Genomic DNA, 17,483 nt, shown 5'->3' on the forward strand with positions numbered 1-17,483 from the left:
TGCTCCGGCCGATATCCTCCGAAGATGAGACTCTTCGGTGTGGTTGTGGTCGCAATGGCTGGAGCACTCGTGGTGAGTGGATGCGCGTCGGGAAGTGAAGCGGCCGTCCCGACAGACCCGGTTGCATTCTCCGAGACCGTCACCGTCGACGCCGTGACCGGGCATCTGGAGCAACTCGAGAAGATCGCCGCCAACAACGAGGGCAATCGATCGGCCGGTACCCCCGGCTATGACGCCAGTGTCGACTACGTGGCAAACCTGCTCGAAGACAAGGGTTTCGAGGTCAGCACCCCGGAATTCGACTTCAGCTCCTTCGATCCCGGCACCGAATCCCTGAAAGCCGCTGACGGCTCCGATGTTCCGGTGCGGGCGCTGACATATTCCACCTCCACGGGACCGACCGGAATCACGGCGCGTCTGGTGGCGATTCCCGCCGACGAGACCCCCGGTTGCGAGGCCACCGACTACGACGGCCGCGACGTGAACGGTGCCATCGTGCTGGTCACCCGTGGAGTGTGCCCGTTCGGCGACAAGCAGAAGATCGCCGCTGATCGCGGCGCGGCGGCGTTGCTGGTTGCCAACAACGAGGACGCAATGCTGGGCGGGGCTACCTTGGGTGAACCCGAAGACGCCCGCATTCCGACCGGCGGGGTGAGTAAGGCGTCGGGCGAGGCTCTTGCCGCAGCGCCCGGAGACCTCACGCTGATTCTCGACACGTCGACGGAAACGACGAAGTCGCGCAACGTGATTGCACAGACCAAGACCGGCGCGACCGACAACGTGGTTGTCGTGGGCGCCCACCTGGACAGTGTGCCGGAAGGTCCCGGAATCAACGACAACGGAAGCGGCACCGCAGCCGTGCTGGAAACCGCGCTGCAGATGGGAAGCTCACCGAGCATCGAAAATGCCGTGCGTTTCGCTTTCTGGGGAGCGGAAGAAGTGGGATTGGTCGGCTCCACCCGCTACGTCGAGGGTCTGAGCGATCAGGAACGGGCCGACATCGCCCTGTACCTGAATTTCGACATGCTCGGTTCGCCCAACGCCGGATACCTGGCTTACGACGGCGACAACTCGGATGCCGTCGGGGAGGGGCCCGGGCCCGAGGGGTCGGCGGGCATCGAGCGCACCTTCGTCGATTTTCTCGCCGGGCGAGGGATTGCGGCGGACGGAACGGACTTCGACGGGCGCTCCGACTACGGCCCGTTCATCGAGATCGGGATCCCGGCGGGTGGCGTGTTCAGCGGCGCGGACGAGCGCAAGACGCCGGCACAGGCCGAGAAGTGGGGCGGAGAGGCGGAGGAGACTTTCGACCCGAACTACCACAGTGCCCAGGACAACCTCGCGAACATCGATCGCGAAGCGCTCGCTGCCAACGCTTCTGCAGTAGCCTTCGGAGTTGCGACGTATGCCCAGGATTTGAGCGGACCGAACGGAGTTCCCGTCGGCGATGCCCGGACACAGGCCAGAACCGAATGATCGACTGACCGAATGATCGACTGTGCGAGCGACCAGGAGGCCACCGTGCGAGAACGGCGGCAGCACACTGTCTGTAACTCTGAGTTACGCTTGAGTTATGGCTGATCTGTCCCCGGAGAACACCGACACGGCAGGTGCTTCTTCCTCCTCGGTTCGAGGCGTCGTCGACGTCGTCTTGAACTCTGCGGCAGAACTTAACCGTCGGCAGCAGCTCATCGACGCGCTACGACGCCTCAGGCGGGCACTACCCGGTGATCCAGGGTTTGGGGATCCGCTCTCGCTCGCCGGCCCCGGCGGTGCCCGCGCCGTGGCGCGCGTCGCTGACAGATTGCTCGATCAGAAGCCGGCAGCCACTCGCGAAGTGAGCCTCGGAGCACTGCAGGTGTGGCAGGCAGCGCTGGAAAAGATGGGCCGCGGACGTGGCGATCAAGAACTGACCATCGTCTTCACCGATCTGGTGGGCTTCTCCACCTGGTCGCTCGCAGCCGGTGACGGCGCGACGCTGACCCTTCTGCGTGCGGTGGCGCAGGCCGTGGAAACTCCGATCACCGACAACGGCGGACACGTCGTCAAACGGATGGGCGACGGTCTGATGGCAGTGTTCATTCGCCCGGATGCGGCTTTGAAGGCGGTGTTCACCGCGCAGGACGCGCTCGCGGAAGTCGATCTCGACGGATACACCCCGCGCATGCGCGTCGGCCTACACACGGGTACCCCGCGTCAGATCGGTGACGACTGGCTCGGCGTCGACGTGACCATCGCCGCCCGGATGATGGGCTTGGGCGGCGACGGCAACGTCATGATGTCGGCGACAACTCTCGAGGAACTCGAAGCCGGCACCCTGGAGGATCTCGATCTCACGATCCGGCCATGGCGGCGAGGGTTTTTCGCGACCACGCCCAACGGAGTTCCCGTCGACCTGGGAATCTGGCGCGTGCGCCGGAACTAGCGCCCTGGACCTCGAGCGCTAGACCTGGAGCCGCCAGAGCGGGGACACCGGACCGTGTCCCGCGCCGAGGTCGTACGACGCCTCGAGACACTTGGTCACCCACTCTTTGCCGAACGCCACCGCGTCCGGAACGGAATAGCCGTGTGCGAGAGCGCAAGTGATCGCAGCAGCCAGCGTGTCTCCGCCGCCGTGATCGTTGCCGGTGTCGATCCGGGCACTGCTGAATTCGAGGAAACGGTCGCCGTCGAACAACAGGTCGGTGGACAACTCCGAAGTACGAAGGTGGCCACCCTTGACGATGGACCATTGAGCGCCGAGCGCATGCAGCGCTTCTGCCGCTTGGCGGGCGCTCTTGTCGTCGACGACCTCGATACCGGTGATCAACCGAACCTCGTCGAGGTTCGGAGTGACCACCGTGGCTGCCGGAATCAAGGTGTTGCGGACCGCGTCGAGAGCTTCTTCGTGCAGCAGCGGATCGCCGTGCATCGACGCGCACACCGGGTCGACCACGAGCGGAATCGGACGGTCGCGGCCGATCCCAACCTCGGCGGCAACCGCGGCCACCGCTTCGATGATCGTCGTCGACGCGAGCATTCCCGTCTTCGCCGCACCGACGCCGATGTCCGAGACCACGACGCGCACCTGGTCGGCGACGATCTCCGGCGGAATCTCGTGGAATCCGCTGACTCCCACCGAATTCTGGACCGTCACTGCGGCGACGGCCACGCAGGCGTGCACTCCGCACATCGCCATCGTGCGGGAATCGGCTTGAATGCCGGCTCCGCCACCGGAGTCGGTTCCGGCGATGGTCAATGCCCGAATCGGGGTCTGTCCGGCGGGGGTCAGGGGCAGCAGCTTCACGACGACGAGCCTACCGATCGGACCTGGGGAAACGGCAGCTCGGTCCCACCTCTCGCGGGAACGACGGCGCGAACTGCGATTGCGATCCGGTCGTTCCCGGTGCAAAAATTGGTCGAACCCGGGACAGCGTCGTCGGTAGCTGATTCTATGAGTGGCATGGATCACAGTTATGGAGAGCGTGCGAACGCAGCTGTCGCCGATCGCGCAGGTGCACATCGTGCCGTGGAGGTCGCCGCAATGAACGACATCGAAAATTCGAAAACCGGAACCTCACCGGAAGTCACGCTCGTGGACAATCCGTCGCACGAACGATTCGAACTGCTCTCCGACGACGAGTTGGTCGGCATCCTCGGATACCGCGACGAAGACGAGATTTCGGGGAGCGGAGCCGAAGCGGGCGACGTGGTTGCGTACATGCATACCGTCGTCAAAGAGGAGTACGGCGGGCAGGGACTGGCAGCCGTACTCGTGCAGTTCGCAATGGACTGCGCCCGAGAACGTGAATGGTCGGTACGGCCCGTGTGTACCTATGTTCAGCGGTACCTCGGCGAGCACCCCGAGTATCTGGAACTGCTCGTCGAGGACTAGAAGCCCGAGGGTGCAAACAGACGATCAGGCTCCGAGATTCACGATCACCCGAGATTCACGATCACCGGAGCGTGATCGCTGGCGCCCTTGCCTTTTCGCTCGTTTCGATCGATCTCGGCCGCCTCGACGCGAGCTGCGAATGCCGGTGAGCCGAGGATGAAGTCGATTCGCATACCCTGCTTCTTCGGGAAGCGAAGCTGCGTGTAATCCCAGTACGTGTACACGCCGGGACCGGGTGTGTACGGGCGAACTACGTCCGCGAACCCGGACTCGGTGAAGGCGGTGAACGCAGCTCGTTCCGGCTCCGACGTGTGGGTCTTGCCCTCGAAGAAAGCGGGATCCCACACGTCGTCGTCAGTGGGAGCGACGTTCCAGTCGCCGACCAGGGCGATCTGCGCGTCGGGATCCTGCTTGAGCCAGCCCTCCGCGTCGTCGCGCAGCTTGGCCAGCCAATCCAGCTTGTAGGCGTAATGCGGGTCTTCCAGCTCACGGCCGTTGGGGACGTACAGGCTCCACACCCGCACACCGCCGCAGGTGGCACCGATCGCACGTGCCTCGCGGACCGGGTCTGCCTCGGGATCCTTGTCGAATCCGGGCTGATCCTCGAATCCGATCTGCACGTCCTCCAAGCCGACGCGGGAAGCGATGGCGACACCGTTCCACTGGCTCAACCCGACGTGGGCGACCTCGTAGCCGATTTCCTTGAAGCGTTCGTACGGAAACTGCTCGTCCTTGCACTTGGTTTCCTGCATTGCCAGGACGTCGACGTCGGATCGACCGAGCCAGTCGATGATCCTGTCGGTACGGGCACGGACGGAGTTGACGTTCCAGGTAGCGATGCGCACGAGGGCAAGCCTAGCGTCAGCCGCCGACAGGATCGGTGGCGTATCGGTAGCGGTGGTGTTCGACGAATCCGAGCCGCTCGTACAGCGCGATCGCCGCGAAGTTGTCCGCCGAAACCTGGAGGTACGCGTGCGTCGCACCGTTCTCACGACCCCAGGAGAGTAGATCTCCGCAGATCAGCGACCCGATTCCGTGACGACGGTGTTCAGGGGCGACGTGAATGCCGGTCAGTCCTACCCAGCGTTTGTGGTCGGGTGCCTCGGTGAGCGCAGCGCGCCCGATGGCAAGCGTCGTGTCGGTGTTTCCGATCGCGCCGAAAGTTGCAGTGCCCACGACAGCCGTGAGGACCGCCTCGACGTACGCCGGATCGCCGTGGGCGTCGTACATCGACAGCCAGTTGTGGTTGGGGTGGTCGGCGAACGAGGTGACCGGAGGACCGAGCGGCAGCGTGACATTGTCCAGATCGGCGGCCATCACGATGGTTTCCTTCTTGCTGGTCCACCCGTCCGGAGCGGTGCCGAGTCGATCGGGGAGGAGCAGCAGGGTCGGCAGGCCGCGGTCACCGAACCACTGGCGTATCCGCTCGATGGTGCTCGCGTCGAAGCCGGCAACCGCCCCCGCACCACCGAGCGGCAAAGCCGAATTGGCGCGGCCGGTGACACCGTGACCGGCGCGCAGCAACCAACCGTCGATCCACGCCTGCTCGACCCCCGGCCACGCCGCCGCAGCAGCCGTTTCGAGGTTTCGAATCTCGCCGATGCGAATCGGGCGGGCCGAGAGACTCTTGAGCGCGATCACCTGATCGGCGGAGACCTGGACCAGCCGACCGTCGCCGGCGCGGACGGCGATGGGATCGGCGCCCTCGAGGATGCCGATGACGTCGGTCATGGGATGCGAATAGCCGGGTGGGAGCTTGTATCGCAAAACCACCCGGCTACCGATCGAAATGTTGCCGTTCAGAGCAGAATTCTCAGTCTTCGTAATCGTCGTCGTCGTGACCGAACGGATCGTCGACGGTCCCCGGCGTCCAGGTCAGACCGGGCTTGCCCCAACCGGAACGCTTGATGATCTTCTTGGCAGCACGCGCGTTGCGGCCGATGAGTACGTCCGTGTAGAGGAAACCGTCGAGATGCCCGGTCTCGTGCTGGAGCATCCGTGCGAAGAATCCGGTGCCCTCGACCTCGATCGGGTTGCCGTCGGCGTCGGTGCCGGTGACCTTCGCCCAATCGGCGCGACCCGTCGGGAACTGCTCGCCCGGAACGGACAGGCAACCCTCGAAGTCTTCGTCCGGGTCGGGCATCGTCTGGGGGATTTCGGACGTCTCGAGTACCGGGTTCACGACGACGCCGCGTCGACGCTCGCTGCTGCGGTCGTCGCCGGGGCAGTCGTAGACGAAGACTCGCAGTGGAACACCGACCTGATTGGCCGCCAGACCGACGCCGTTGGCAGCGTCCATCGTCTCGTACATGTCTGCGATCAGTTCGGCGATCTCGGCCGGGGACTGAGTGACCGGCTCTGTCGCCTTGTGCAGTACCGGGTCGCCGACGATTCGGATGGGGAGGATAGCCATGCGGACAAGGATAGTGCGGCGCGCCCGCGTAGTTATCACGGCCCGCACACTCGATCATGGTTCAATGGTTGCTGAAGAACAGCGATGTAATTCGTTGCTCGGTCGGAACGTGGGCCGCGGGGGAAATTGTGAGTTACCTTCGGGCCAGGGGACCGGGAAACTCACGGCCGCGAGAATATCGGTCGGAAAAGAACACCGGGCATACGAGTCTCGCTGACGCCGAGCACAGCAGTCGAGGAGTGACATGGACGGCGCAACCGCGCGTAGTCGGAACCAGTCCGAAGGCACTGGCGCCGACGATTCGGTAGTAGATACAGCAGGCATGCACGAGGTCGGCGAAGACGGCCTCACCCGCCGGGAGCACGACATCCTCTCCTTCGAGCGTCAGTGGTGGAAGTACGCCGGTGCGAAGGAAGAAGCCATCAAGGAGTTGTTCGACATGTCGGCAACCCGCTACTACCAGGTTCTCAATGCCTTGGTCGATCGCCCCGAATCCTTGGCGGCTGATCCCATGCTGGTCAAGCGCCTGCGTCGTCTGCGCGCCAGCCGTCAGAAGGCCAGGGCCGCGCGTCGCCTCGGCTTCGAGGTCACCTGAATCACGCGTACATATGATCGGGCTGTCCACGCACTGGCGATAAGGTCGACATCGTGAGTACCCCGAAAGAGCAGCCGTCCGGACCTCCGCTTCGCGCAATCGCCATGGTGTTGATCGCGTTGGCGATCGTGTTCATCGGTCTCGGAGCAGCCTCACTCGGTGGATCGAGCGACGAGAACACCGCAGCAGAGCAGACCGAATCCTCGGCGCCTGCCACGACGAGCGCCCCCGCGCCGGCACCTGCCACTTCCAAGCCGGCAGCGACGACGCAACCCGCTTCGGGCGATACCACCACTACCTCGCGTCCCTCGGGAACTGCGACGACCACGACTTCCAGCTCCGCGAGCGGCACCGACACGTCGAATGTCAGCGTTCGAGTTCTCAACAACAGCACCGTCTCGGGTCTGGCAGCAGGTACCGCCGAGGAATTGACGGCAGCAGGTTGGAACGTCGAGGAGACGGGTAACTACAGCGAGGGCACCGTCAGTACGACGACGGTGTATTACGGATCGTCCGCGGCGGAGAAGGCAGCGGCGCAGAAGATCGCGGCTGAACTCGGAGTCTCCGCAGAGCCTCGATTCGCCGGCATCGCGAACGCGTCACCTGGCGTGATCGTGATCGTGACCTCCAACTGACCGGTCGTGAAGGTGGAACTGACCCGTCGGTTCCAGCTACTACACGCGCCGTTATGATCAGAAGCACTTTCTCGCCACCTCAAAGGAGCGGTTCGATGGCCCCCAGCAGCACCCGGCGTATGTCCTGGCGCGTCGTTGCCCCTGTAGTCGCGATTGCCGCTTTCGGCTTGACCGCTTGCAGTAACAGCGAAGAGCCCAGCAGCGTCCCCGGCACGACTCCTCCGGTGTGGACCGGTGCAGCCGATCCCAGCGCGCACGAAAGCGCGGGCGGCCACGGTTCCGAGACGGCGCACGCCGGCGCTTCTGCCGAAACGGTCACCGCAACGCTGAACGGCACCGACGGCGCCAAGGTCGGAACGGTCACGTTCGCGCAGGAAGGTAGCGACGTCAAGGTCACCCTCGACGCCAAGGGCCTCACCCCCGGCTTCCACGGATTCCACGTCCACCAGGTCGCCAAGTGCGAGACCAATTCCGTTGCCCCCAGCGGCGGAGAGCCGGGTAACTTCCTCTCGGCAGGCGGACACTTCCAGGCCGAGGGTCACACGGGCCACCCGGCGAGCGGCGACCTCACTTCGGTTCAGGTCCTCGAAGACGGCACCGCCACGCTGGTCACCACCACCGATGCATTCACCGTCGACGAACTGGTCGCAAACGGTGGAACATCCGTCATGATCCACGCCGGAGCGGACAACTTCGGCAACATCCCGACGCGTTACGCGCCGGCACCGGACCAGCAGACCCTCGACACCGGTGACGCAGGCGGACGCGTTGCTTGCGGTGTCATCACCAAGAGCTGACAAACTCACCTGAGTTTTGCATCACTTCCGGCGACTACCACGCAGTAGCCAGCACGGTGTTTTTACCGACACTGTGATTGGATTCTCTGCGTGGTAGTTCCATTTCCAGGTTCGCCGCGCCCGACGCTGGGCGTGGAGTGGGAGATCGCGCTGGTCGATCGCAAGACCAGAGATCTCTCCAACACAGCAGCCGAGGTGTTTTCGGCGGTCGAAGAGCTTGCCGGCTCCGAAACCCCGCACATCACCAAGGAACTACTGCGAAATACCGTCGAACTCGTCACGGGTATTCATTCGACGGTCGGCGAGGCGATGAGTGATCTCGACAGGTCACTGGATCTGCTGCGTCGCGCTGCGAATCCGCTGGGCGTCGACCTCATCAGCGCGGGCACGCACCCGTTCGCGCAATGGTCGACTCAGTTGGTCACCCGGACGCCCGACTACGACGAGCTCATCGAACGCACGCAGTGGTGGGGTCGGCAGATGCTGATCTGGGGCGTGCACGTCCACGTGGGTGTCTCGTCCGCGGACCGCGTTTTCCCCATCATCAACGCACTGCTGCAGCGCTATCCGCATTTGCTGGCGCTGTCGGCATCCTCGCCGATGTGGGCCGGTGTCGACACCGGCTATGCGTCCAATCGAGCGTTGATGTTCCAGCAGCTCCCCACCGCAGGTCTTCCGTACCAGTTCGAGAACTGGGCCGAATACGAGTCGTTCATCGACGACCAGATGAAGACCGGTGTGATCACCAAGATCGGTGGCATGCACTGGGACATCCGTCCTGCGCCGAAGTGGGGAACCATCGAGGTCCGGGTCTTCGACGGCGTCTCGACGCGCGCCGAACTGGGTGCCCTCGTTGCTCTGGTCCACTGCCTCATCGTCGATCTGGACCGCAGACTGAGCGCCGGTGAGACTCTGCCGAACATGCAGCCGTGGCACGTCAAGGAAAACAAGTGGCGCGCAGCGAGATACGGACTGGACGCCGAGATCATCCTCGACTCCGACGCAAACGAGTGCCTCGTCACTGACGATCTGGATCGCCTACTCGACGACTTGGCGCCGATCGCGGTCTCGCTCGGCTGCGCGGACGAGTTGGCGTCGGTGGCGGACATTCCCCGTCGCGGCGCGTCCTACCAGCGGCAACGTCGTGTAGCGGAAGCGACGGGCGGCGATCTGGTTGCGGTCGTCGACGCCTTGGTCGCAGAGTTGGGCACCTAGCAGGTTCACAGTGCGAAGGACTGTTTCGCGGACTGGAAATCCGGGCATCCCAACCGTTTGTCCAGTGGGTGTCCATATTCAGTTCACACGCCGTTTACTATTGTCCGGTGTTGATAGACAGTTGGTCCCAACGAGGGGGCGCACCCGGACAGTCGGACCGTTCGTGGTCGAGTTCTCACAGACTCCTTCTGATCGGCACAGCAGCATTGACCGTGCTGGTCCTGGGCGTGCAGGCGTTCGCGTCGTACAAGGGCTATCTCGGTCCGGTGGAAAGCCTGTTTGGTGACTACTTCCTCGTTCCCCGCTCCGCGACCATGCCTTGGGTGGGCCTCGCTCTCGCGCTCGTCGGACTGAACAACAAAGAACGCATCTACGCGGTATCCGCGGCCGTCGTGATCGACGTGGTCGTCGGCGCGATCCGCTGGTTCTCGGGTGGACCGCTGACTATGGGCACCGGCGGCACCTGGGTGCTGACGGCCATCGCGGTGTACGCGGTGTGGAAGTTGTCCGGTGAGCGTCGACTCAGCGTTCTGCACGGCGTCGCGCTGGGCGCGTTGCTCATCATCGCGGCCAAGGTTGCCGAGACGTGGCTGGAGATCACCATTCTCGTCGGCACCGACGTGTGGGACGAGTACGTGTTCCTCGCCGACCAGGCTCTCGGGAATCCGTCGTGGGTGATGGGCCAGATCGTCGACGCCATGGGCCCCGTCGGTGCAGCAGCCCTCGACTGGATCTACGTCGAACTGCCGGTCGCGGTGATCGTGGTTGCTCTCTATCAAGTACGTAAGGGATGGCCGTCGCATCACCTGCTGCGCACGTTCCTGCTCATCGGGCTGATCGGCCCGATCTTCTACGTCCTGTTCCCGGTGGTCGGCCCGGTGTTCGCCTTCGGTCCGCGTGGGTTCGGATTCCAGATCGGTGACTACTGGCCGAACATCGTGCCCAACTTCGACTTCGCATCACCGTCGTCGCTGCCGTTCGACGACGCCGCACCGCGAAACTGCATGCCGAGCCTGCACACCGCGTGGGCGGTCGCATTGTTTATCCACTCGCGCAGCGGGCCGTGGTGGATTCGCAGCCTGGGATCGTTCTGGCTCGTTGCGACCCTGACCGCGACGCTCGGTTTCGGATTCCACTACGGCGTCGACCTCATTGCCGGTGCCGTCCTGTGCTTGACCCTCGATGCGGCGCTACGGGATCCGGAGCGAGGCTGGGGGTGGTTCCGAGTGCGTCTGTTGATCGGTGGCTCGGCACTCCTGGCGGGATTGTTGCTCTCGTACCGGTTCGCTGCGGTGCAGATGGCCGAGTACCCGGCGATCTTCGGGCCGCTGCTGATGGCTGTCCTGGTTCTCATGTCGGTGGCGTACTTCGCCACCTTCTTCGCCCGCCCCGGCACTGCTCTTGCGGTGTGGGGCGAGCGCGACGGCGAGTGGGATGCCGTTACAGGAGAGAGTCCGGGTCTTCCAGCTCGTTGATCTTCATGAGGTCGTCCTCTTCGCGCTGTTCGCGGTAGGCGACTCGGCCGACGCTGTGCGCGATCACGGGCGCCGTCAGCAGCGTGAAGATGCCCACCAGGACCAACATCCAGATGTCGACGCTCCCACGAAGCAGGAACACGGCGCCCATCAGGACCAGGATCAGTCCGACCACCTGAGGTTTCGTGGCCGCGTGCATACGACGCAGAGTGTCGGGGAAGCGAACGATTCCCACCGCGGCGGTCAGCGCGAGCAGCGCGCCGAGGAAGATGGAGATGGCCCCGATCGTGTCGAGGATGTTGCCGATCACTGGTCACTCACCCGGAAGCGCGCGACGGACACCGAACCGATGAAGCCGACCAGCGCCAGCGCGACGATCGCGGGAACGATGGTCGTGTCTTTGCTGTACGCGGCCCAGACCGCGAGTCCACACATCGAGACCGCGATGATCGTGTCCAGGGCTACGAGGCGGTCGAGTGAGCTCGGACCGTCGAGCAATCGGAACGTGGTCAGTACGGCGGCGATCAGCAGAATCACTCCGGAAATGATCAAGATCGTGGTGATGAACCCGTTCATGGTTGGTCCTCCTGCCGGGGTGCATCGAATTCGTAGTCGCGCTGGTGCCATGGGCTGGGTTGCCAGTCCGAATCACGTTCGAACGACGCGATGAACAACCGCTCGAGGTCCTCCACCGAGCGGTAGAACGCGCTGACGGCTTTCTGCGAGCCGACGTCGAGCACGTGGACGTAGACGATGCGTCGGTTCTGGTCGATCTCGAGAACCATCGTGCCGGGGATCAGGTTGAGAACGTCGATGCACAGCGTGAGAACCAGGTCGGACTTGATCCCGAGTTGGTACCGCAGAACTCCGGTGACCGGGGGCGGCGACGGGCGGATCGCCAGCCACGCGACCTGGATACTCGACTGGATCGCGTAGTACACGATCATCCACAACAGACGCAGAATCGACAGCAGATGTACCCGACCCTCGACCGGTACGCGGGGGAGGGGAAGCAGGACCATGATGATCAGGCCGACGGCGAGTCCGCCGAAGATGTTGCCGAAACTGATGTTGCCCCACAACAGGATCCATACGACCATCAGCCACAGCAGGATCCCGACGCGGAGTACCTGTTCGCGTTTCATCGCGGAGCCTCCTCGGTATTCGGGACGTCGGTGTTCGGGGCCTCGGTATTCGGAACGGCTGCGGGGTCGTCTGCAGCGACGGGAGCTTCGTCGACCGGCACGGGCCGGTGGTTGCCGAGAACCGCGTCGATGTAGATGGACCGGTCCTGCAGATCCTTCGCCGCTCTGTCGCTGATGTCGATGATCCGGCCCGCGAACACCGTCAGTGCCAGACCGACGATGACAAGTCCGACCGTCGGAATCAGCATGAAGAGCGGAATCTTGCCGACATCCTCGCGGTCGACGAACGCGATGTCCTCTTCGGACTCGTCGATCAACGCTGACGGGCTGACGTCGGCGAGGTCACCTTCGGGCGCGTCGGCCCGGGCTCGCCAGAAAGCCTTGGTCCAGACGCGGGCGACGGCGTAGAGCGTCAGCAAGCTGGTGATCGTGCCGCCGGCAACGAGGATCCAAGCCAACGCGCTGGCGTCGGCCGCACCGGCCTGAAGGAGCGCGACCTTGCCGATGAAGCCCGAGAACGGCGGGATACCACCGAGATTCAGCGCCGGGATCAGGAAGACGATCGCGAGGATCGGGCTGGCCGCCGCCAGACCGCCGAGACGGCGCAGCGACGACGACCCGGCTTGTCGTTCGATCAGACCCACGACGAGGAAGAGCGTCGTCTGCACGATGATGTGGTGGGCGACGTAGTAGATCGCGCCGGACAGCCCGGACGTCGTGGACAGTGCGATACCGAAGATCATGTAACCGATATGGCTGACCAGTGTGAACGAGAGCAGACGTTTGATGTCGCTCTGCGCGATGGCACCCATGATGCCGACCACCATCGTGAGCAGGCCGCACACCATCAGTACGTTGTCGAGTTCCCCTTGCGGGAACAGCAGTGAGTGTGCGCGGATGATCGCGTACACACCGACCTTGGTGAGCAACCCGGCGAAGACGGCGGTGATCGGTGCGGGCGCGGTCGGATACGAGTCCGGTAGCCACGCGGACAGCGGGAAGACCGCAGCCTTGATGCCAAACGCCACGAGCAGGACAGCGAAGATGGCGGTTCGTGTGCCCGGCGGAATGTTGTCGAAGCGCAGGGCCATGTCGGCCATGTTGAGGGTGCCGGTCGCCGCGTAGGCGAAGGCGATGCCCGCCAGGAAGATCAGCGAGGACACCATCGAGACCATCACGTACGAGACGCCTGCCCGGACGCGGTCGGCGCTGGCACCGAGCGTCAGGAGCACGAAACTCGCGGCGAGCAGAACCTCGAACCCGACGTAGAGGTTGAAGAGGTCACCGGCGAGGAACGCGTTGGAGATACCGGCAGTCAATGCGAGATAGGTCGGCAGGAAGATCGAGACCGGCTGGGCCTCGCTGCCGTCGCGAATACCCTGACCGATCGCGTAGATCATGACGGCAAGCAACACCACCGACGAGACCACGAGCATCATCGCCGAGAGACGGTCGACCACGAGTGTGATGCCGATGGGGGAGTCCCAGCCGCCGACCTGAACGGCCGTCGTACCGTCGCGGTCGGCGAGGTAGAGCAGCAAGCCCGACACCGCGACGACGCCGACGAGCGCGATCAGTGTGATCACGCGCTGGAAACGAGGACGTCGGCCGACGACCAGCGTCGCAGCTGCGGCCAGCATCGGGATCAAGACGGGCAGGGGCGCAAGGGCTCCCATCAGGTTGTCCGAGATGGTCATGCGCCTCCACCTCCCTCGATCTTGGTCTGGCGAGCGTCTTTGCGCCGCTTCTCGGATTCCTTCTTACGAGCAAGGTCGGTGGCCCAGTCGGGTACCGGTTCGTCCTCGAAGTCGCCGTCGTGGAGGTCGTCGTAGCATTCGATGTCCTCGAGGTTGACCAGTTGTTCGAGGGGAATAGGGTTGCCGTCCTTGTCGAATGCGTCGCCGCCGATGCTCGGGGCACCGGTGACCGGGTCGTCGGAGCGGTCGTGGTCGGGAGCGTCGGCAGGCAGGCGACGCTTGAGAACCTTGGTGTCCTCGGGATCGTCCTCGACGGCGTCGGCGGTGTTGATCTTGTAAGACCGGTACGCCAGTGCCAGAACGAAGCCGGCGATACCCATCGTGATCACGATCGCCGTCAGGATCATGCCCTGGGCGAGCGGATCCGCTATTTCCTCGTGGACCGAATCTCGGCCGACGATGGGCGGATTCCCGTCCGATCCACCGACGGTCAGGATCAAGAGGTTGATGGCGTTGCCGAATAGAAGTAGACCGAGCAGCATCCGAGTGATGCTTCGTTCGATCAGCAGGTAGACACCGGCCGACGTGAGGACGCCGATCAGGATCAGCATTCCGATGTTTGCGCTCATGGTGCTTTCACCTCGATTTCTGCGTCGAGGCGGGCGCCGAGACTTCGGAGTACGTCCAGGACCAGGCCGACCACGATGAGGTAGACGCCCAGGTCGAAGAACAGTGCGGTGACCAGTTTGACGTGGCCGATGAGCGGGAGTGTGAACTCGAAGACGGCGGACGAGAGCGCCGGGGCGCCGAGGAACAGCGACACCAGGGCGGTGCCCGCGGCCAGCGCCAAACCGAGGCCGAGAATCTTGCCCGCGTCGATGGGTACGGCTTCACCGAGTTCGTAGCGTCCGCCGGCGAGGTACCGAAGTACCAGCGCCAGGCCCGCCGTCAGGCCTCCGGCGAAACCGCCACCGGGGGCATTGTGACCGGAGAAGAAGAAGTAGATCGACAACACCATGATGGTCGGGAAGATCAACCTCGTGGTGACCTCGAGAACCAGCGAACGGTGTCGAGGATCGATGAGGTCTCCGCCGCGCAGCCACGTCGTGTCCGAGTTCGCCGCTGCCTTGTCGACGATGACGGAGGGGGCGTCCGCGACGCGCGGCGCGATACCGAACCGGCGGTTGCGGAAGACGAGGCTGGCGACGCCGGTTGCCGCGACCAGCAGCACCGAGATCTCACCGAGGGTGTCCCATGCGCGGATGTCGACGAGTAGGACATTGACGACGTTCTTGCCGTTGCCCAGGTCGTAGGCCGCGTCGGGAAGCAGCTCGTAGATCGGACGAGTGTTTCGGGCATTGGTCGCGAAGGCCGCGATGGTGGTGACGGTGATACCGACGGCGACGGCGAGTGCGGCACGCGGCCACTTGAAGCCGATCGCCTTGCTCTCGTCGACTTCGGCGGGGAACTTCCGGAGCACGAGCACGAAGATCACCAGTGTCAGTGTCTCGACGAGGAATTGGGTCAGCGCGAGGTCGGGTGCGCCGTGCAGCGCGAACAACACGCCGCAGCCGTAGCCGGTGAGTCCGACTAGGATGACGCTGGCGAGTCGGTTGCGCATCAGCGTCGCGGCGATGGCGGCCGAGATCATCATCAGCGCGATCGTGAACTGGATGGGTGAATCCCACATCCGAAGGTCGACTCCGCCGCCATCGGTGTCGATGATCAGCAGGAACAGTGGCACAACGACCAGCGTCGCGAGAATCGTCGACTGTGTGCGGGGGAGCGAACCACGCTGAGTGGCACCGGTCAGGCGCATCGAGATGGTGTCCATGCCGCGCAGGGTCGCGTCGTAGATACGGTCGGCGTTGCCGAGCGGCGGGTGCTCGAAGTGCAGTCGGCTGATCTGACGCTGCGCGATGTAGAGCGCGATGCCGCCGGCGATGACGATGCAGGTGAGCAGCAGCGGAGTGTTGAATCCGTGCCACAGCGCGAGGTGGTAGTCGGCGTGAGGTCCGGGGGCCAGTGTGGTGGAGTACGGGGTCAGCAGCTTCTCGAGCTGGGGCGAGAGAATGCCGGCGGCCAGACCGAGAACAGCGAGCAGGCCGGGCGCGAACAGGAACAGCCAACCCGGCTTGTGCATCTTGCTCACGGCTGGGCTGGGCTTGCTCAGGGTCTTACGTCCGAAGGCGCCCCAGATGAAGCGGACGCTGTAGCCGACGGTGAGGATCGAGCCCAACACGATCACCGTGACGACGGCGATGGACGACCAGTGGCCGAGCGCGTTCGTTTCGAGCACCGATTCGAGTGCGGCTTCCTTGCCGACGAATCCGAGTAGCGGTGGCAGACCGGCCATGCTGGCGGCAGCGAGGCTCGCGATGATCGCGAGAGCGGGTGCCGCTTTACCCAGGTGAGCAAGTTTGCGCAGGTCACGGGTGCCGGTCGTGTGATCGATGATGCCAACGACCATGAAGAGTGCGGCCTTGAACATCGCGTGCGCCACGACCATCGTCATGCCGGCCAGGGCGGCGTCACGCGTGCCGATGCCGACCAGGACCATCATGAAGCCGAGTTGGCTGACGGTTCCGAAGGCGAGGACGAGTTTGAGGTCGTACGCGCGCATGGCTCGCCAACCGGCGAGGATCATCGACAGCAGACCCAAACTGATGATGGTGATGCGCCACGGCGGCGAATCGGCGTACCCGGGAGCCAGGCGCGCGACGAGGTAGATACCGGCCTTGACCATTGCAGCAGCGTGAAGATAACCGCTGACAGGGGTTGGCGCGGCCATTGCACCGGGAAGCCAGAAGTGCAGGGGCACGATTGCCGATTTGGAGAGCGCACCGATCAGGATCAGGACGATCGCGACGGAGGGGAGCCACCCCGTCGGCGGGTTCGCGACCAGTTCGGACAGGTTGTAGCTGCCGCCGACCTGGCCGAGGATGATCATGCCGACCAACATCGCCAGACCACCCGCGGTGGTGACCAGCAGTGCCTGGGTCGCGGCGCGGCGGCTGGTGGCGCGTTCGGCGTAGTGACCCACGAGCAGGAACGACAGGACCGTTGTCAGTTCCCAGAACACGTAGAGAAGCAGCATGTTGTCGCTGGTCACTAGCCCGAACATGGCACCCGCGAAGGCGACCATCTCGGCGGCGAAGATACCGAGTCGAGGTTCGTCGTCGGTGAAATAGCGGGCGCAGTAGACCAGGATGAGCGTGCCGACACCCAGGACGAGCACGGCCATGATGGCCGAAAGCGCGTCGAACCTGAAGTCGATGTCCATCGACAGCCCTGGAACCCAGGTGATGTGCAGCGTCTCGACGGTGCCCCATTTGTCGATGACCCAGCCGAGGCCGGCGAGGGGGACTATCGCGAGGGGGAAGAAGCCGTTTCGCCCTAACCTGCGCACCACAAGCGGAGCCAAGAGGGCGGCAACGGCATGGGCAAGCAAGATAGCGAGCAAAAGGCACTCCGTCGTGTTGTCAGCGGGCGGCGGGGTGTCCGAACAAAATCGAACCTATCGGATTAACGAGACAATTCACCTTGTCGGAGAGGTTGTCTTTGCGTACATATTACCGGGCGTGGCAGTTTCGATGTGCAGCGAGTCGATTCGGACATCATCGGCACTCGCTGATAC

Annotated in this window: 18 protein-coding genes; 8 read left to right on the forward strand and 10 right to left on the reverse strand. The window is 64.0% G+C overall.

Translation table 11 applies throughout. The features are described from left to right. Positions 1 to 24: 24 nt before the first annotated feature. Both YH3_RS09220 and YH3_RS09225 read left to right on the forward strand, forming a co-directional pair. Entirely contained in the window at positions 25 to 1,476 is a 1,452-nt protein-coding gene (locus YH3_RS09220; protein WP_007730129.1) for a M20/M25/M40 family metallo-hydrolase, read from the forward strand. A 97-nt stretch (positions 1,477 to 1,573) separates the two neighbouring features. Then, the gene (locus YH3_RS09225) at positions 1,574 to 2,425 is read left to right on the forward strand and encodes an adenylate/guanylate cyclase domain-containing protein (RefSeq protein ID WP_007730127.1); all 852 of its coding nucleotides are present in this window, start codon (positions 1,574 to 1,576) and stop codon (positions 2,423 to 2,425) included. A gap of 18 nt (positions 2,426 to 2,443) precedes the next feature. Here the strand turns inward: YH3_RS09225 and thiD are convergent, their stop codons facing one another. Continuing rightward, positions 2,444 to 3,286 carry a bifunctional hydroxymethylpyrimidine kinase/phosphomethylpyrimidine kinase gene (gene thiD / locus YH3_RS09230; protein ID WP_003945044.1) on the reverse strand — a complete coding sequence of 281 codons (843 nt, stop codon included), beginning with the start codon at positions 3,284 to 3,286 and terminating at the stop codon, positions 2,444 to 2,446. Positions 3,287 to 3,442: 156 nt separating this feature from the next. Here thiD and YH3_RS09235 point away from each other — a divergent pair, with 156 nt between their 5' ends. After that, positions 3,443 to 3,874, forward strand: a complete 432-nt coding sequence (locus YH3_RS09235; RefSeq protein ID WP_007730124.1) for a GNAT family N-acetyltransferase — start codon at positions 3,443 to 3,445, stop codon at positions 3,872 to 3,874. 44 nt (positions 3,875 to 3,918) lie between these two features. Here the strand turns inward: YH3_RS09235 and YH3_RS09240 are convergent, their stop codons facing one another. From YH3_RS09240 to YH3_RS09250, 3 genes are read right to left on the reverse strand one after another with little or no spacing between them, the layout of a single operon-like run. Next, entirely contained in the window at positions 3,919 to 4,719 is an 801-nt protein-coding gene (locus tag YH3_RS09240) for an exodeoxyribonuclease III (RefSeq protein WP_054186900.1), read from the reverse strand. A gap of 16 nt (positions 4,720 to 4,735) precedes the next feature. Beyond that, positions 4,736 to 5,647: an N-acetyltransferase gene (locus tag YH3_RS09245; protein ID WP_082920556.1), complete on the reverse strand. Its 912-nt coding sequence runs from the start codon at positions 5,645 to 5,647 to the stop codon at positions 4,736 to 4,738. 40 nt (positions 5,648 to 5,687) lie between these two features. Further along, positions 5,688 to 6,287 (reverse strand): peptide deformylase, encoded by a 600-nt coding sequence (locus YH3_RS09250; RefSeq protein WP_003945053.1) that lies wholly within the window; start codon positions 6,285 to 6,287, stop codon positions 5,688 to 5,690. Positions 6,288 to 6,531: 244 nt separating this feature from the next. Between YH3_RS09250 and YH3_RS09255 the strand changes: the two genes are divergently transcribed. The 5 genes from YH3_RS09255 (at position 6,532) to YH3_RS09275 (ending at position 11,004) form a co-directional block, all read left to right on the forward strand. Continuing rightward, entirely contained in the window at positions 6,532 to 6,882 is a 351-nt protein-coding gene (locus tag YH3_RS09255; protein ID WP_007730120.1) for a DUF3263 domain-containing protein, read from the forward strand. A gap of 53 nt (positions 6,883 to 6,935) precedes the next feature. Beyond that, positions 6,936 to 7,517 (forward strand): LytR C-terminal domain-containing protein, encoded by a 582-nt coding sequence (locus YH3_RS09260; RefSeq protein ID WP_064443285.1) that lies wholly within the window; start codon positions 6,936 to 6,938, stop codon positions 7,515 to 7,517. A 95-nt stretch (positions 7,518 to 7,612) separates the two neighbouring features. After that, positions 7,613 to 8,314, forward strand: coding sequence for a superoxide dismutase family protein (locus YH3_RS09265; protein ID WP_007730117.1), 702 nt, complete (start codon positions 7,613 to 7,615; stop codon positions 8,312 to 8,314). A gap of 90 nt (positions 8,315 to 8,404) precedes the next feature. After that, positions 8,405 to 9,529, forward strand: a complete 1,125-nt coding sequence (locus tag YH3_RS09270; protein WP_003945034.1) for a glutamate--cysteine ligase — start codon at positions 8,405 to 8,407, stop codon at positions 9,527 to 9,529. Between the two features lie 107 nt (positions 9,530 to 9,636). Next, positions 9,637 to 11,004, forward strand: coding sequence for a phosphatase PAP2 family protein (locus tag YH3_RS09275; RefSeq protein ID WP_003945056.1), 1,368 nt, complete (start codon positions 9,637 to 9,639; stop codon positions 11,002 to 11,004). Here the strand turns inward: YH3_RS09275 and mnhG are convergent. The 6 genes from mnhG to YH3_RS09305 are packed head-to-tail and all read right to left on the reverse strand — an operon-like array spanning position 10,970 to position 17,309. Beyond that, on the reverse strand, positions 10,970 to 11,314 hold the full coding sequence (mnhG, locus tag YH3_RS09280) for a monovalent cation/H(+) antiporter subunit G (protein ID WP_003945045.1): 345 nt from the start codon (positions 11,312 to 11,314) through the stop codon (positions 10,970 to 10,972). The two genes, YH3_RS09275 and mnhG, sit on opposite strands and share 35 nt — an antisense overlap. Next, on the reverse strand, positions 11,311 to 11,580 hold the full coding sequence (locus tag YH3_RS09285) for a monovalent cation/H+ antiporter complex subunit F (protein ID WP_003945061.1): 270 nt from the start codon (positions 11,578 to 11,580) through the stop codon (positions 11,311 to 11,313). The genes mnhG and YH3_RS09285 overlap by 4 nt, the downstream gene beginning before the upstream one ends. Continuing rightward, the gene (locus tag YH3_RS09290; RefSeq protein ID WP_003945063.1) at positions 11,577 to 12,149 is read right to left on the reverse strand and encodes a Na+/H+ antiporter subunit E; all 573 of its coding nucleotides are present in this window, start codon (positions 12,147 to 12,149) and stop codon (positions 11,577 to 11,579) included. Before YH3_RS09290 ends, YH3_RS09285 begins: the two co-directional genes overlap by 4 nt. Continuing rightward, positions 12,146 to 13,846, reverse strand: a complete 1,701-nt coding sequence (locus YH3_RS09295) for a Na+/H+ antiporter subunit D (protein WP_003945059.1) — start codon at positions 13,844 to 13,846, stop codon at positions 12,146 to 12,148. Before YH3_RS09295 ends, YH3_RS09290 begins: the two co-directional genes overlap by 4 nt. Continuing rightward, positions 13,843 to 14,475, reverse strand: a complete 633-nt coding sequence (locus YH3_RS09300; RefSeq protein WP_003945054.1) for a Na(+)/H(+) antiporter subunit C — start codon at positions 14,473 to 14,475, stop codon at positions 13,843 to 13,845. Before YH3_RS09300 ends, YH3_RS09295 begins: the two co-directional genes overlap by 4 nt. Then, positions 14,472 to 17,309, reverse strand: coding sequence for a Na+/H+ antiporter subunit A (locus YH3_RS09305; RefSeq protein ID WP_007730104.1), 2,838 nt, complete (start codon positions 17,307 to 17,309; stop codon positions 14,472 to 14,474). The genes YH3_RS09300 and YH3_RS09305 overlap by 4 nt, the downstream gene beginning before the upstream one ends. Positions 17,310 to 17,483: the final 174 nt, after the last annotated feature.

It is taken from the genome of Rhodococcus sp. YH3-3 (assembly GCF_001653035.1).
GTDB lineage: Bacteria > Actinomycetota > Actinomycetes > Mycobacteriales > Mycobacteriaceae > Rhodococcus_F > Rhodococcus_F qingshengii.

What these genes read in the sequence shown, in the direction of transcription:
- YH3_RS09225 (WP_007730127.1), top strand. Translation starts at nt 1,574, where the DNA reads ATGGCTGATCTGTCCCCGGAGAACACCGACACGGCAGGTGCTTCTTCC.
- YH3_RS09250 (WP_003945053.1), bottom strand. Translation starts at nt 6,287, where the DNA reads ATGGCTATCCTCCCCATCCGAATCGTCGGCGACCCGGTACTGCACAAG.
- YH3_RS09265 (WP_007730117.1), top strand. Translation starts at nt 7,613, where the DNA reads ATGGCCCCCAGCAGCACCCGGCGTATGTCCTGGCGCGTCGTTGCCCCT.
- YH3_RS09300 (WP_003945054.1), bottom strand. Translation starts at nt 14,475, where the DNA reads ATGAGCGCAAACATCGGAATGCTGATCCTGATCGGCGTCCTCACGTCG.
- YH3_RS09235 (WP_007730124.1), top strand. Translation starts at nt 3,443, where the DNA reads ATGGATCACAGTTATGGAGAGCGTGCGAACGCAGCTGTCGCCGATCGC.
- YH3_RS09295 (WP_003945059.1), bottom strand. Translation starts at nt 13,846, where the DNA reads ATGACCATCTCGGACAACCTGATGGGAGCCCTTGCGCCCCTGCCCGTC.
- YH3_RS09255 (WP_007730120.1), top strand. Translation starts at nt 6,532, where the DNA reads ATGGACGGCGCAACCGCGCGTAGTCGGAACCAGTCCGAAGGCACTGGC.
- YH3_RS09220 (WP_007730129.1), top strand. Translation starts at nt 25, where the DNA reads ATGAGACTCTTCGGTGTGGTTGTGGTCGCAATGGCTGGAGCACTCGTG.
- YH3_RS09285 (WP_003945061.1), bottom strand. Translation starts at nt 11,580, where the DNA reads ATGAACGGGTTCATCACCACGATCTTGATCATTTCCGGAGTGATTCTG.
- YH3_RS09290 (WP_003945063.1), bottom strand. Translation starts at nt 12,149, where the DNA reads ATGAAACGCGAACAGGTACTCCGCGTCGGGATCCTGCTGTGGCTGATG.